The 14,404-nt window shown below is 64.2% G+C and carries 12 protein-coding genes; 6 read left to right on the plus strand and 6 right to left on the minus strand.

Going from position 1 to position 14,404, the window contains the following annotated elements; genetic code table 11:
- Window positions 1–73 precede the first annotated feature (73 nt).
- Window positions 74–223: a hypothetical protein gene (locus tag ACERNI_RS00895; RefSeq protein WP_448831393.1), complete on the minus strand. Its 150-nt coding sequence runs from the start codon at window positions 221–223 to the stop codon at window positions 74–76.
- A 72-nt stretch (window positions 224–295) separates the two neighbouring features.
- Here ACERNI_RS00895 and ACERNI_RS00900 point away from each other — a divergent pair, with 72 nt between their 5' ends.
- Window positions 296–436, plus strand: coding sequence for a hypothetical protein (locus ACERNI_RS00900; RefSeq protein WP_448831394.1), 141 nt, complete (start codon window positions 296–298; stop codon window positions 434–436).
- 933 nt (window positions 437–1,369) lie between these two features.
- Here ACERNI_RS00900 and ACERNI_RS00905 read toward each other — a convergent pair.
- Entirely contained in the window at window positions 1,370–1,813 is a 444-nt protein-coding gene (locus ACERNI_RS00905; protein WP_448831395.1) for a MarR family winged helix-turn-helix transcriptional regulator, read from the minus strand.
- Between the two features lie 278 nt (window positions 1,814–2,091).
- Between ACERNI_RS00905 and ACERNI_RS00910 the strand changes: the two genes are divergently transcribed.
- On the plus strand, window positions 2,092–2,496 hold the full coding sequence (locus ACERNI_RS00910; protein WP_448831396.1) for an NADH:ubiquinone oxidoreductase subunit NDUFA12: 405 nt from the start codon (window positions 2,092–2,094) through the stop codon (window positions 2,494–2,496).
- Between the two features lie 201 nt (window positions 2,497–2,697).
- Here ACERNI_RS00910 and ACERNI_RS00915 read toward each other — a convergent pair whose 3' ends face one another.
- Window positions 2,698–3,108 carry a PaaI family thioesterase gene (locus ACERNI_RS00915; RefSeq protein ID WP_448831397.1) on the minus strand — a complete coding sequence of 137 codons (411 nt, stop codon included), beginning with the start codon at window positions 3,106–3,108 and terminating at the stop codon, window positions 2,698–2,700.
- A 340-nt stretch (window positions 3,109–3,448) separates the two neighbouring features.
- On the opposite strand from ACERNI_RS00915, the gene ACERNI_RS00920 reads away from it, so the two are divergent.
- Complete coding sequence (locus tag ACERNI_RS00920) at window positions 3,449–3,955, plus strand: DUF2155 domain-containing protein (protein WP_448831398.1); 507 nt, start codon at window positions 3,449–3,451, stop codon at window positions 3,953–3,955.
- A 492-nt stretch (window positions 3,956–4,447) separates the two neighbouring features.
- Here the strand turns inward: ACERNI_RS00920 and mazG are convergent, their stop codons facing one another.
- Window positions 4,448–5,320, minus strand: a complete 873-nt coding sequence (gene mazG, locus ACERNI_RS00925) for a nucleoside triphosphate pyrophosphohydrolase (protein WP_448831788.1) — start codon at window positions 5,318–5,320, stop codon at window positions 4,448–4,450.
- A 131-nt stretch (window positions 5,321–5,451) separates the two neighbouring features.
- Window positions 5,452–8,493: an excinuclease ABC subunit UvrA gene (gene uvrA, locus ACERNI_RS00930; protein ID WP_448831399.1), complete on the minus strand. Its 3,042-nt coding sequence runs from the start codon at window positions 8,491–8,493 to the stop codon at window positions 5,452–5,454.
- A 763-nt stretch (window positions 8,494–9,256) separates the two neighbouring features.
- Here uvrA and ssb point away from each other — a divergent pair.
- The gene (ssb, locus tag ACERNI_RS00935) at window positions 9,257–9,781 is read left to right on the plus strand and encodes a single-stranded DNA-binding protein (RefSeq protein ID WP_448831400.1); all 525 of its coding nucleotides are present in this window, start codon (window positions 9,257–9,259) and stop codon (window positions 9,779–9,781) included.
- A gap of 70 nt (window positions 9,782–9,851) precedes the next feature.
- Here ssb and ACERNI_RS00940 read toward each other — a convergent pair whose 3' ends face one another.
- On the minus strand, window positions 9,852–10,268 hold the full coding sequence (locus ACERNI_RS00940) for a group III truncated hemoglobin (protein WP_448831401.1): 417 nt from the start codon (window positions 10,266–10,268) through the stop codon (window positions 9,852–9,854).
- A gap of 582 nt (window positions 10,269–10,850) precedes the next feature.
- On the opposite strand from ACERNI_RS00940, the gene gyrA reads away from it, so the two are divergent.
- Together gyrA and yajC are read left to right on the plus strand one after the other, a co-directional pair.
- A complete protein-coding gene (gene gyrA / locus ACERNI_RS00945; RefSeq protein WP_448831402.1) occupies window positions 10,851–13,655 on the plus strand; it encodes a DNA gyrase subunit A in 2,805 nt (934 codons plus the stop codon).
- Between the two features lie 277 nt (window positions 13,656–13,932).
- Window positions 13,933–14,265 (plus strand): preprotein translocase subunit YajC, encoded by a 333-nt coding sequence (yajC, locus tag ACERNI_RS00950; RefSeq protein WP_448831403.1) that lies wholly within the window; start codon window positions 13,933–13,935, stop codon window positions 14,263–14,265.
- Window positions 14,266–14,404 lie beyond the last annotated feature (139 nt).

Raw genomic sequence — 14,404 nt, forward strand, 5'->3', positions numbered from 1 at the left:
CGTAGCCGGGGGGCTCCGGCTCCCGAACGCATGTTTCCGCGCGAAATGGCTGACCGGCGCGCTGCGGGGGCGGCTAGCTGCGGACGCCCCAGGGGCGCACCCAACGGGCGACGGTTACCTGGCGGCCGAGCACCAGCCGGCCCACCAGCGCCGCAACGAGCGCCACCGCGATGAAAAGCAGCATCAACGGCACCAGAATCACCAGCGCTGCGATGATCGCCATGGTGATCAGCAGCTTCCGGCCCAGACCCGCAGCGTTTGTCCCCCAAACCGGTTCAGGCTCCGGTGGCGCAACATGGACACTGTCGCCGACAATCTCGCCTTCAAGTATCACGCCCCCGGCGTCATCGTTTCGCCGGGGCGCGCCTCGAGCGGAGGCATCGGCATCATGGTTGTCAAAGTTGCGCATATTCCTTCCTTTTGTGGGCCGGCATGAGGTTTCGCAAGCATCGCGCTTCGCGGGCCGGCCCCGCGTCACCATAAAATGGTGATTGTCCAATGCGAACGCAATGGCGGCGTCCAGACCAGTGGGCGCGGGGCCGCTGCAAATTCCCGCGCACCCAAATCCTGCTCGATTTCGAATCGATCTTGCGTCGATATGTAATGAGGCATGGCGGCGTCTGCGTGGCGGCGCAGGCGGTCACGCAACGCCGCCCGTCCAATTTGGCCATGACGGGAGCCGGCCTTCCGGGAGAAGCATGATGATGTCCGCACAAGAACTGTTGTCTGGCTGGTTTGCCGGAAGCCGCATGGGCCTTGGCGTTCTGGCGCTGACGCTGGCGTCGCCCGCCGTTGCAGCGCCATGGGGAGGGGTGTTGGGAACGCCGGCGCCTGGCGCCGCGCCAGAAACGCATCTGGCCCAGTTCGTCTGCGATACAAGCGGTTGCGGCCCCGGTTCCGGACGCGCCGGGCCTTCAGGCGGCTATATCGGCCGGCCTTATTACGGGCGGAATGCTGAAGAGCGTCGGGCGCTTGAGGAGCGCGACCGCATGCGCCGCGAGCGGGCGGAAAGGAGCGGCGGTAGCCGGAGTGGCGGAAGCCGATAAGGCGTTTCCCGGCCAGACGGAGCCGTCTGGCCGATCAGAATTCGCGCAAGGCAGGGGAACTGGAGCAGCTCCAGGTCCATATCGGCCGGACATTGTTTCACCGCGCCGCAGCGCGGATCACGGCTCTGCCGTCTCACAGTGCGGATCACGTCTGGCGACGCAAAATGTCCCGGATCGCGTCATGTCGCAAAACTCCGCCGGCCGGCGTGTTGTGACATGACGCTCCAGGGCATCGGCTCAGGCGCCGGAACGGGTGGGCCCGACGCCAGCTTCTGGAGAAGGCGCCCTCCACTTTCTCAGGCGCTTTCGGCCAGCGCCGCCTGTTATTGCGGCGCGCCGAATTTGGCGAGGAGGCGCACAAGGGTCGTGTAATTGTTCTGTCCGCCGAACTCCTCAAGGCACGCCTTGCGGTGCGTTGCGGCGAGTTCACAGGCGCTGGCCAGCGTGCGCTCGCCTTCGAAGGTCAGGTGCATGGCGTGCGAGCGCCGGTCGCTCGCGGCGGGGCGTCGTTCGACCAGCTTGCGATCCTCCAGCTGGTCGAGCAGCCGCACCAGGCGCGCGCGCTCGATGCCCAGGGCGCTGGCGAGGGAAATCTGGGACAGACCAGGATTGTGGTGAATGATCACCAGCACCGAAAATTGGGCCGGGCGCAAATCAACCGGCGCCATGGTGCGGATCAGGTCCTGGAAAACCCACAATTGCGCGCGACGCAATACGTACCCAAGATCATGTTCAAGATACCCATAGTCAATCATTGACTCTGGCACGTTAATTTTTCTGACAATGGCGTTCATGATGGTCATCACTTTTATAATGACCCCCCAGTATTGTATTTAATAATTATCGAAGTGTGGTTTTTTATTTTATCTGCTCTCCCTTAGCAAGGGCGCCGGCCGATTTTCTGTCGAAATCTCCAGGGCAGGCGCTGCCGGCTTGCAAGGCGGAAGCGGGCGTGCGGCGTCATCGCCCGCAGACTGCCGCGATGAGAGGCTGGACACCGCGCCTGGGTGGGCCCATATTCCGCGCGTTTTCTGTCGCCAGGAGTTTGGCCTTGAAGAGATTGCTTCAGCTCGTTTTTACCTGGTGGAACGGCGCCACAGCTGGCACGTTGCTGACCACCGCGCGCTCAGGGCAATTTGTTGGCGAAGACGAGTTCGGCAACCGCTACTATCGCAAGCCTGGCAAGGACCGCACCATTGGCGTCGAGCGCCGTTGGGTGATCTACAAGGGGGAGGCTGATGGCTCCGCCGTGCCGCCCGGCTGGAAGGGCTGGCTGAACCAGACCGCAGCGGTTCCGCCGTCGGAAGAAAAGTATCAGCCGCGCGAATGGCAGAAGCGGCATCTGCCGAACCAGACCGGCACGCCCGACGCGCATCGGCCGCAGGGATCGATCTTGCGCGCTGGCGAGCGTCCCGCCGCGACGGGCGACTACCAGGCCTGGACGCCCTGAGGAGCCGCTTTCCGGCTCTTCGTGTGGTGCTTTTGTTCAGTTTTTTCGCCGGGATACCTAAAAGCCGCCGATCGTGATCGGCGGCTTTGCTGTCGGTGCGGAAATCCGCCGCGCCCAAAATCCGGCAGTGCGATAAATCCGGCAGCGCACCCTGGGCCGGGCGCGCATGCAGGCAGCCTCGCCAGCCGGCGCGGGCGGGCCTTACAACACCATTTGGGTTTGCGTCACCACCGCGACCAGTTTGCCGGCGCCATTGGTGATGCGGGTCTGCCAGACCTGGGTGCGCCGGCCGCGATGGATCGGCGTGGTTTCGCCACGGACAGTATCGCCAGCCGGCGCCGGTGAAACAAAATTGGTTTTGCTTTCCAGGGTTGTGGTTCCCTGGCCCTCCCGAAGGTTGACGATGGTGGCGACCGCGCCCAACGTGTCGGCGAAAGCCATTACGGCGCCGCCGTGTATCGTTGGCGGGGTGGTGCAATATTCCGGCTTCACATCCATTTCCGCCACCACGCGATTTGGCGTCGCCAGCAACACCCGTATGCCGAGATGCTCGCTGAATGGCGGAAGCCGTTCGTTGATCATGGCGGACATGTCATTTGCATCAGTGGTCATTTGCGCCTCCCTGTTGCGCTGGTTGTCATCGCAGCTGCGACGTCCGGAATCAGCCGCGGGGTCTGATCGCCGGTTGTTCGACAGACCAAGCATGACGCCGCAATCTGCCTGGCGCCATGACCTTGAAGGTAATATTTTCTCATTCCATTGGCTTGTAACGGGCCAATGCAGACGTGGCTGCTGTAACCGGCCGGCGCCGGGCCATCCGCCGCCGGGCAGGCGCGGTTAGGCATTGTAAAATCGGTCAGGAAATCATGCGCGCCGTTTCGCGGCGACCCAATGCGTGATAACCCCCAGAAGGGGCGCGACAGGATTGCGCCGCAGGTCAGATGAAAGAGACATGTCGCAACAGCTGATCCGCCGCCCATTCGCCTCCAGGCCGCGCCGTCGCGCCCGGTCCGTGCTGGCGTCACTGGCTGCCCTTGCGCTGGTTGGCGCGCTGGCTCCCGCAAGCGGCGCGCTGGCGGAGCCAATACGTAATCCGCTCGCCGTATTCTCTGGCCTGGACAAGATCACCGGCCGGATCATCTCGTTTGAGGTGGCGATAAACGAGACGGTGCAGTTTGGCGCGCTGCAATTGACGCCGCGCGCCTGCAATACGCGCCCGGCGACGGAAGCGCCAAGCACCACGGCGTTCGTGGAAGTTTACGAGATCAATTTCCAGAGCGAGCGCAAGCGCCTGTTCGAAGGCTGGATGTTCGCGGCCAGCCCCGGCCTGCATGGCGTGGAACACCCGGTCTATGACATATGGCTGACGAATTGTAAGGGGGGCGCCGAACCGCGCGCGCCCGTCGCGATCGACGACCAACCCGCCAGCTCGGCAACGCCAGGTCGTCGCGCCCGTTAACGGTCGTCGCGTCCGCTGACACGCGATCCGGATGCGTCAAAACCTGTGACGACCTGTTGCCAGATGGTTGCGGAGGAGGCTGGCCTCGGGCGGGGAAACACTCAGGGGCTGTCCGGAATCACCGGAAAGACCAGTTCTGGCGCTGCATGCTTCGCCGGCCGTTTCGCCTTGTCGCGTCGGCTTTCGAACCAGCCTGCTGATGCAGGCGGCGACATTGCATAGGCCAGTAGCGAATTTGCCAGACGTGAATTTGTCAGGAATGAATTCGCCAGCACGCCAGCACGCCAGCACGCCAGCACGCCAGCACGCCAGCACCCTCGCGAGATCCTTATCATCAAAGGCGCGGTTGCGCCCCGGGGGGATAAGGGCGTGCATTGCGATGAAGCGGGTTCAGCTGAGACTGCCGCTGGCCAGCCGCCTGTGGGCCGGCCCCTGCATCTGACGCCGTAAAGGGTTCTGGCGCATCCGCGCGACCAGGAATGTCAAGCCTGCTCAGGCCGCGCCTTCACTTCGCACCAGTTGCTTGGCTTCGCGCCAGTGTTCTTCCATTTCATCAAGGGATGCCTCCCTCAGCGTCTTTCCTGATTTGTGAACGGACTTCTCGATGTAATTGAAACGGCTGGAAAATTTCTGATTTGCACTGGCCAGCGCCTGTTCTGGATCAATAGCCGTGTGGCGCGCCAGATTGACGAGAGCAAACAGGGCGTCGCCGATCTCCGATGCCAGGTCAGCGCGCGCCTGCGGCGTCGGTTCTGATGATGAGCCAGATGTAGATACTTTTTCAAGTTCCTGTTTTATTTCATTAATTTCTTCATCAACCTTGTCCATGACCTGGGCTGCGTCGGGCCAGTCGAAGCCGACTGTCGCCGCACGTTGCTGCAGCTTCAGGGCGCGACTGAGCGGCGGCAGGCCAGCTGGGACATCGGAGAGCAGACCAGCTTCCCCGTCCTGCCCCGCGGCCGCGCGACGGGCGCGCCGCGCCGCTTTCTCGGCCGCCTTGATCCGCTGCCAGGCGTGGCCGATCGCCTCTGGAGACCGGTCAGGTGATTCGCCAAACACATGAGGGTGCCGGCGAACCATCTTGGCGGTGATGGCCTCGACGACATCGGCGAAGGTAAACGCGCCAGCTTCTTCGGCGATGCGGGCATGGAACACGACCTGAAGCAGCAGATCGCCCAACTCCTCGCACAGGTCCTCCAGATCGTTGCGCTGGATGGCGTCCGCAACCTCGTGCGCTTCTTCGATGGTGTAAGGCGCGATTGTCGCGAAACTCTGGGCAACATCCCAGGCGCAACCAGTCTCCGGATCGCGCAGCCGGGCCATGATCGCGAGCAGATTGGTGATGTCGCGGCCCGTCGTGGCCAGATTTCCGGCGCCCGCGCCGGAGCTGTCGTCAAAACCCACAGATTGTCTCCGTTGCAGTGGCCGCCCCCGGACGTGAACAAGACGTGGGGGCAATGAAAAATCCGCGCTGGCGCGCCGGCCAGCGCGCTAAGTCACTCGGCTGCTTTCCGGCTTTGCGGACGGATCGGCCGGCGGGCCAGCACCTCCGCAAGGAAGCGTCCGGTGTGGCTCGCAGGATTGGCGGCAATGTCCTCTGGCGTGCCCTCGGCGACAATCTGTCCGCCGCCGTCGCCGCCCTCCGGTCCCAGATCAAGCACCCAGTCGGCGGTCTTGATGACTTCGAGGTTGTGCTCGATGACGATGACGGTGTTGCCCTGCTCGACAAGCTCATGCAGCACTTCCAGCAGCTTGGCCACGTCGTGGAAATGCAGACCGGTGGTCGGCTCATCAAGAATGTACAGGGTGCGGCCAGTGGCCCGCCGCGACAGTTCCTTCGACAACTTGACGCGCTGCGCTTCGCCGCCCGACAGGGTGGTGGCCTGCTGGCCGACTTTCACATAGCCGAGGCCAACCCGCGACAGGGTTTCCATCCGGTCGCGAATCGTCGGCACCGCGTGGAACAGTTCGGCTGCTTCATCGACGGTCATGTCGAGCACGTCGGCGATGGATTTTTCCCGGTAACGCACCTCAAGCGTTTCGCGGTCGTAACGCTTGCCCTTGCAGACATCGCAGGTGACGTAGACGTCTGGCAGGAAGTGCATCTCGATCTTGATGACGCCGTCGCCCTGACAGGCCTCGCACCGGCCGCCCTTGACGTTGAAGGAGAAGCGACCCGGCTGGTAGCCGCGCGCCTTGGCCTCCGGCAGGCCGGCGAACCAGTCGCGAATCGGGGTGAAGGCGCCGGTGTAGGTGGCCGGGTTGGAGCGCGGGGTGCGGCCAATGGGCGACTGGTCAATGTCGATGACCTTGTCGAGATGCTCCAGCCCTTCGATGCGCTCGAACGGGGCGGGGTGCTCCAGCGCTCCGTTGAGCCGCCGCGCCACGGCCCGGTACAGGGTGTCGATAATCAGGGTTGACTTGCCGCCGCCGGAAACGCCGGTGATCGCCGTGAACGCGCCCAATGGAATATCGGCGGTGACGCCCTTCAGATTGTTGCCGCTGGCGCCGACCAGCTTCAGGTGACGGCTCTTGCTGGCCTTGCGCCGTTTCGCTGGCGTTGGCACCGACAGCTTGCCCGAGAGATACTGGCCGGTGAGGGAGTTGGGATCCTGCAGGATATGCGCGGGCGAGCCCTGGGAAACGATCTCCCCGCCATGCACGCCGGCGCCCGGGCCAACGTCGACGACGTAGTCCGCCTGCAGGATGGCGTCCTCGTCGTGCTCGACGACAATTACCGAATTTCCGAGGTCGCGCAGGCGCTTGAGCGTCTGCAGCAAGCGTTCGTTGTCGCGCTGGTGCAGGCCGATCGACGGCTCGTCCAGCACATACAGCACGCCGGTCAGGCCGGAGCCAATCTGCGAAGCGAGGCGGATGCGCTGGCTTTCGCCGCCGGACAGGGTGCCAGAGGACCGCGCCAGGGTCAGATAGTCCAGCCCCACGTCGAGCAAAAAGGTCAGGCGGTCGACGATTTCCTTCAGAATGCGCCGGGCGATCTCATTTTGCTTGTCGTTCAGCGCGTTCGGCAACGCCTCGAACCAGCTTCTGGCCGCGCCAACCGACAGCGCTGTGATGTTGCCGATGTGGCGGCTGTCGATTTTGACGGCCAGCGCTTCCGGCTTCAGACGATAGCCCTGGCAGGCCGGACAGGGCGTTTCTGCCATGAAGCGGGAGATTTCCTCCCGCACCCAGTCGCTGTCGGTCTCGCGGAAACGGCGCTCCAGATTGGTGATGACGCCTTCAAACGGCTTCTGCACCTCGTAAGCGCGCACCCCATCCTTGTAAGCGATGCGCACTTTCTCTGAGCCGGTTCCGAACAGGATGACGCTTTGGACGTTGGCGGGGAGTTTGTCCCACGGGGTCTTCAGGTCGAAACCGAAATGGGCGGCCAGCGCTTCAAGCGTCTGGCCATAATAGGGCGATGTGGACTTCGCCCAGGGCGCAATGGCCCCGCGCGCCAGCGTCAGGCTGGCGTCGGGCACGACAAGATCAGCGGAGACCTGCTTTTGTGAACCCAGGCCATCGCAGGTGGGGCAGGCGCCGTAAGGATTGTTGAACGAAAACAGCCGCGGCTCGATTTCCGGGATGGTGAAGCCGGATACCGGGCAGGCGAATTTCTGCGAAAAGATGATGCGGCGCGGGCCATCCTTGCCGACTTCCTCACCGGAATCGGCGAATTCGATCACGGCGATTCCGTCAGTCAGTTCCAGCGCTGTTTCGAAACTGTCCGCCAGGCGCGCGGCCATGTCGGGACGCACCACGATCCGGTCTATCACCACGTCGATATCGTGCTTCAGCTTCTTGTCGAGGGCGGGCGCGTCATCGATCTCGTAATAGACGCCGTCGATCTTGACCCGCTGGAATCCGCGCCGCTGGAAGTCGGCCAGCTCCTTGCGATACTCACCCTTGCGGCCGCGCACCACGGGAGCCAGCAGGAACAGCCGGCTCCGTTCTGGCAATGCCAGAACCCGATCAACCATCTGGCTGACGGTCTGGCTTTCAATTGGCAGGCCTGTTGCCGGCGAATAGGGCACGCCGACGCGCGCCCACAGCAGGCGCATGTAGTCGTAAATTTCCGTGACGGTGCCGACCGTCGAGCGTGGATTCTTCGATGTGGTCTTCTGCTCGATGGAGATCGCCGGCGACAGGCCTTCAATTTGGTCGACGTCGGGCTTCTGCATCATCTCCAGAAACTGCCGGGCGTATGCGGAAAGCGATTCCACGTAACGACGCTGGCCCTCGGCGTAAATCGTATCGAAGGCGAGCGACGATTTGCCGGAGCCGGAGAGGCCGGTGAACACCACCAGTTCATCGCGGGGGATTGTCAGGTCGACGTTCTTCAGGTTGTGCTCGCGGGCGCCGCGAATGGCGATGACCCGCCGGTCGACATGGCCAGGGGGGCGCTCGCCAGCGCCAGAGCCTGGCGCATTGCCATCTCTGCGGGTGTTGCCGCCACTTTTCCTGCTGCTTTTGCGTCCGCCGGCTTTGCCGGCCTGGCCCCCAGCGGCGCCGTCGAAAAGTTCATCAAGAGAAGCCATGGTCGCTCGCAGTGAAAGTCAGGCCCCGAAGCCTGAGAAATATCGCCGTCAATGTCGGCAGGCGACAGACGCCGTCTGGATGCGGGCAAAACACCCCCGCCAGACAGTGGCGTCAGCCCCCGCCAGGGAGTTTGAGCACAGCGCCCCTGCACGAAGCCGCACAGGTCACGCGGAAGATTGCGCGCTCCCAAAATCGCTCGCGCTCATCTTCCCGCCAGCACGCCGCGCCAGAAAGCCGGCCAGCGTCCGGCGGGCCTTGACTTGCCAGAGGCGTGGAACAAAAATAGAACAACTGGGCAGGGCCCGCAAGCGCCTGTTCAGGCGGAAATATCAGGGCGACGCCCCGCGCCGCGTCGACGGCGCGCATGTTGCCTGCATGTGGGGCTGGCCGGCTGGCGCGTCGTCTGACAGGTGGGGAGCCGCCGCTGACGTTTCCAGAAGCAGGCGGCGTCTGGCGGGATTTTCCTGGTGAGCGTGGCGTCAGCCCGGCGGCGCCGGGTTGCAGCGCGGCGGGGCGCGAGTCACTAGTGGCGGCGCGTATCGCTGTGGTCATCCGGCCTGGCGCATTGTCGACGAAGTGGCGCTGATGCGCTGGAAGATGCTTTAATCGCGTGGGACAAATCCGCTCATCCTGAGCGGGGTTTGTTTTGCCCAGTTGTTTTGTGCGTTTTCCTGACAGAAGCGGCGGTCGCTTCGCGGGAAAATGCTTCAGGGGCGCCAGATGCTGACCGGGCGGTCGGCGCCAATCATTGAGGAGGGCCGCATGGCCGGTAGCGTCAACAAGGTGATTCTCGTCGGCAATCTGGGCCGTGACCCGGAGACGCGGCGCATGCCTTCCGGCGAGCCCGTCGTGAACCTGCGGGTGGCGACGTCGGAAACCTGGCGCGACAAGAATAGCGGGGAACGGCGCGAGCGCACTGAGTGGCACGCCGTGGTGATCTTTAATGAAAACCTCGCCAAGGTGGCGGAGCAGTATCTGCGCAAGGGCTCGAAGGTCTATCTGGAAGGCCAGTTGCAGACCCGCAAATGGACCGACCAGAATGGTCAGGAACGCTACTCCACCGAAGTGGTGCTGCAGCGCTTCCGCGGCGAACTGACGATCCTTGACAGTCGCGGCGCTGGCGGCGGCGAATATGGCGATGAGGGCGGCGGCCGCAGCATCGGTAGCAGTGGTGGCGGTCGTGGCGGCGATTTCGGGCGCTCCTCTCCGATGGAGCGGCCGGCGGAGCGTTCGGGCGGCGGCGGTTTCGGCGGTGGTTCGGGCCTCGACGACGATATCCCGTTCTGATCAGCCATCGTGTGTCGGTGATGGCGTGCGCTGCCGGCGCACGCCATTCAGTGGCGACGGACTGTGCGTCTCACCCCGGTTGGGCCGGTGGCGCCGGGATACGCTGGAACAGGGCGTATTGCAGGCTTCGGGCGATCAGCTCCGCCTTGTCAACAAACAGTTGCGCGTCCTCCGGCGCGAACATTGCCCGTGCGGTTTGCCGCCACAGGGCGAGCCAGCGCAGGAACAGTTCTGGCGTGATCCGGTCGCGATGACGGAAATGCGCCGGCACGGGGCGCCCCTGGTAACGGCGCGCGCCCAGCATCACCGAGCTCCAGAAATCGGTCAGGGTTTGCAGATGCTCTGGCCAGTCGTGAACCGCGTCATTGAACACCGGCCCGAGATCGGGGTCCTGCCGCACCTGGGCATAGAAGGCCTGCACCAGCTGGCCGATGCTCCCGTCATTGATCGTCGTTGCGGGCGACCAGTTTTTGATGACGCTGCTCATGGTGGCATCCCAAAGTTTCCGAAGTCGCTGGCCCACCGCCAACGGGCGCTGTCCATGTCCAAACGGCGCCTGTAAGGAGCCTTTTGCAGGAACCCTGGCGCGCCCCGATCGGTCCACGCCTGTCCGCGCGCCTGCAAAGATCTCCTGATCGGGCAGGCTTTGCACCGCATAAAATATGGCCCGCGCCGCCGCCTGAACAGGGTGCAATGCATGGCTGTGGCGGCATGCCCCAGGCCGTTCGCCCGGGGGCTGCGCGTCCGGGCCGCGATGGTTCGCCGGATGCTCCGGGCCGGAAGCGTGGGCCTCTGCGACCGGGGCCGGAATGCAGGCTACGCCAGCGCCCAGGGCATGTCGCGGCTGTTGGGACAGACGTTCGTCATATGGATTACTTGGTCACCACCATGCCCTGCAGCCCGATCCTGCGGGCGCCGGCGCTCGCCCGTCATTGGCGCGGCGGCGCCACATGGATGATTTTTAAGGCATTTCCTGCTTTTCCTCGCCCCGCTTCAGGGTTGGCTATTGTCGCCTGAATCGGTTAAAGCGGAGGCTTGTTGATCAGGATCGGCAGGATCGGAAAGTACCTTGGCGGAAGACGACCAGCAGGGGCCCGGCGCTCCCGACGAGCTCCCCGGAAGTGACATCAAGGCGGTTTCGCTGACCGACGAGATGCGCCGCTCATATCTCGATTACGCCATGAGCGTGATCGTGAGCCGCGCGCTTCCCGACGTTCGCGATGGCCTCAAGCCCGTGCACCGGCGCATCCTGTTCTCGATGTACGAGAGCAATTACACGCCGGAGCGGCCGTACAACAAATCGGCCCGCGTCACCGGCGAAACCATGGGTAAGTATCACCCGCACAGTGGTCCGGCGATTTACGACGCGCTCGTGCGACTGGCCCAGGATTTCTCGCTGCGTCTGCCGCTGGTCGACGGCCAGGGCAATTTTGGCTCCATCGACGGCGATCCGGCGGCGGCTGAACGTTACACCGAGGTGCGTCTGGCGCGTCCGGCGGTGCTGCTGCTCGACGATCTCGACAAGAGCACCATCGATTTCCAGCCGAACTACGACGGGCGCGAGAAGGAGCCGGTGGTTCTGCCGGCCAAGTTCCCGAACCTGCTGGTCAATGGCGCCGGCGGCATCGCCGTGGGCATGGCCACCAATATTCCGCCGCACAATCTGGGCGAGGTCATCGACGGCTGTCTCGCCTACATCAACGATCCGGCGATCGGCATTGACGATCTGATCGAGATCATTCCGGGGCCGGACTTCCCCACCGGCGCGGCCATCCTTGGCCGGGCTGGCATCCGCTCCGCCTACCATACCGGGCGCGGCTCCATCGTCATGCGCGGCGTCTGCACGGTCGAGGAAATCCGCAAGGATCGCGAGGCGATCATTTTCACGGAGATCCCTTACCAGCTCAACAAGGCGTCTCTCATCGAGAAAATCGCCGAACTGGTGCGCGACAAGAAGCTCGAGGGCATTTCCGACCTGCGCGACGAGTCCGATCGCGACGGCATGCGCATCGTCATCGAACTGAAGCGCGACGCCGTTGCGGATGTGGTGAAGAACCAGCTATTCCGCTTCACGCCCCTGCAGTCTACCTTCGGCGCCAATATGGTTGCGCTGAACGGCGGCCGTCCGGAAACCATGAACCTCAAGGACATGATCGGCGCCTTCGTCGATTTCCGTGAGGACGTGGTGTCGCGGCGCACCAAGTTCCTGCTGAACAAGGCGCGCGACCGGGCCCATGTGCTGGTGGGCCTTGGCATTGCCGTCGCCAATATTGATGAGGTCATCAACCTCATCCGCACGGCGCCGGACCCGAACGCGGCCCGCGAGGCGCTGATGACCCGGCGTTGGCCGGCGATGGACATGGCCCCGCTCATCGCGCTGATCGATGATCCGCGTCACCGCCTGGAGGACGATAACACCTATCGTCTGTCCGAGGCGCAGGCCCGCGCCATTCTGGAGCTGCGCCTGCAGCGTCTGACCGCGCTTGGCCGCGATGAAATCGGCGATGAGCTGAAGGCGATCTCGACGGAAATCGCCGAATATCTCGCCATCCTGTCGTCGCGCGAGCGGATCATGGGCATCGTTGCCAATGAGCTGATCGAGGCCAGGGCGTCCTTCGCCACGCCGCGCCGCACGCGCATCGACGACTGGGCCTCGGATGTGGACGATGAGGACCTGATCCAGCGTGAGGACATGGTCGTGACCGTGTCGCACGCCGGTTACATCAAGCGCGTGCCGCTCTCGACCTACCGGGCGCAGCGTCGCGGCGGCAAGGGGCGCTCCGGCATGAACACCCGCGACGAGGATTTCGTCACGCGCCTGTTCGTCGCCTCCACCCACACGCCGATCCTGTTCTTCTCCTCGCGCGGCCAGGTCTATCGCGAGAAGGTATGGCGGCTGCCGCTGGCGCCGCCGCAGGGACGCGGCAAGGCGCTCATCAACATGCTGCCGCTCCAGGAGGGCGAGCGCATCACCACCATCATGCCGCTGCCCGAGGACGAAGCCAGCTGGGCTAACCTGGACGTGATGTTCGGCACGGTGAGCGGCGGCGTGCGCCGCAACAAGCTGTCCGACTTCACCAACGTCAACCGGGCCGGCAAAATCGCCATGAAGCTCGATGAGGGCGACGCCATCGTTGGCGTGCAGACCTGCACCGAGCATGACGACGTGTTGCTGACCACGGCGGAAGGGCAGTGCATCCGCTTCCCGGTTACCGACGTGCGCGTGTTCAAGGGGCGTGATTCCACCGGCGTGCGCGGCGTCAGCCTGGCTGATGGCGATCGCGTCATCTCCATGGCCGTGCTGCGCCATGTGGAGGCCGCCGCCGAGGAGCGCGGCCTGTACCTGAAGCAGGCCGGCGCGGCGCGCCGCGCCGCCATGGGCGAGCAGGAAGACGCTGCGGAGGCGGTGGAGCTTGAGGCTGAGGGCATCGGCGGCGAGGGCGGCCTTGATCCGGAGCGTTACGCCGAGCTTGGCGCCAATGAGCAGTTCCTGCTGACCCTGTCGGAGAACGGTTACGGCAAGCGTTCGTCCGCCTACGAATACCGGGTCACCGGGCGCGGCGGCAAGGGCATCGCCGCCATGGCGGTCAACGGCCGTAACGGACGCCTGGTCGATTCGTTCCCGGTGGATGAAACCGACCAGATCATGCTGGTTACCGACGGCGGCCAGCTGATCCGCGTGCCGGTCGACGGCATCCGCATCATCGGCCGCAGCAGCCAGGGCGTGATCGTGTTCAACACGGCGGACGGCGAGCGGGTCGTCTCGGTCGAACGCATCACCGATGACGGCGACGAGGCCGGGGACGCCGCGATTGCCGGAGAGAACGGCCAGGGCGATGATGCTGGAGACGCTGGCGACGCCGGGGAAAATTGAGGCTTGCCGGGCGGAGGGGGCGTGGCTCCCTCCTGCGCATCATGCCGGGGCCCTGTCTACGCGGGGCATTTGATCGACCGACGCGCCTTTGACGAAGCGGGCAGCCCGTGAAAATGCGAGCGCGCGCTTGCCTGCAGGCGGTGCTTGCGTTGCCTTCCGGGGTTCCATCGCTATATACCGCCTGACAGAAGTTCGGAGACGGCGGGGAAATGGACTGGCATCGCGCGCCTTGCGGCGACCGGGCTGTTTTCTCCCCATAATTTGGAGCGCCACTTACGTGATTACGCCCGCATTCGCCCAGTCCGGCGCAGCCTCCCCTGGCGGCAGCGATATGTTGCTGCAGTTCCTGCCGTTTATCCTGATCTTCGTGATCATGTACTTCCTGATCCTGCGGCCGCAGCAGCGGCGGGCCAAGGCCCATCAGGAGCTGGTGAAGAACCTGCGACGCGGCGATACGGTCATCACTTCTGGCGGCCTGATCGGCCGGGTGACCAAGGTGGTCGATGATTCTCCGGAAGTTGAGGTCGAGATCGCCGAAAACGTGCGCGTCCGCATCGTGCGCAGCATGGTCACCGAGGTGCGCAGCAAGGCCGAGCCGGTCAAGGCCTGAAGCCAGACCTGCTGAAAAGAACCTTCCGGCGCCCGCCGGGAGGTTGTTTTTACGGGAGGCGCCGCAGGGCGTCCCCCGTCCAGGCCGTCGCCTGATCGCATATGCTCCAATGCGGGCGCTTTCTCCCCGTGGGCGTGGC

Source organism: Camelimonas sp. ID_303_24 (assembly GCF_053543495.1).

Bases quoted from the DNA above. Each gene is read 5' to 3' on its own strand.
- ACERNI_RS00940 (WP_448831401.1), bottom strand. From the start codon at position 10,268: ATGAGCAGCGTCATCAAAAACTGGTCGCCCGCAACGACGATCAATGAC.
- uvrA (WP_448831399.1), bottom strand. From the start codon at position 8,493: ATGGCTTCTCTTGATGAACTTTTCGACGGCGCCGCTGGGGGCCAGGCC.
- ACERNI_RS00895 (WP_448831393.1), bottom strand. From the start codon at position 223: ATGGCGATCATCGCAGCGCTGGTGATTCTGGTGCCGTTGATGCTGCTT.
- ssb (WP_448831400.1), top strand. From the start codon at position 9,257: ATGGCCGGTAGCGTCAACAAGGTGATTCTCGTCGGCAATCTGGGCCGT.
- ACERNI_RS00915 (WP_448831397.1), bottom strand. From the start codon at position 3,108: ATGACCACTGATGCAAATGACATGTCCGCCATGATCAACGAACGGCTT.
- ACERNI_RS00920 (WP_448831398.1), top strand. From the start codon at position 3,449: ATGTCGCAACAGCTGATCCGCCGCCCATTCGCCTCCAGGCCGCGCCGT.
- ACERNI_RS00900 (WP_448831394.1), top strand. From the start codon at position 296: ATGGACACTGTCGCCGACAATCTCGCCTTCAAGTATCACGCCCCCGGC.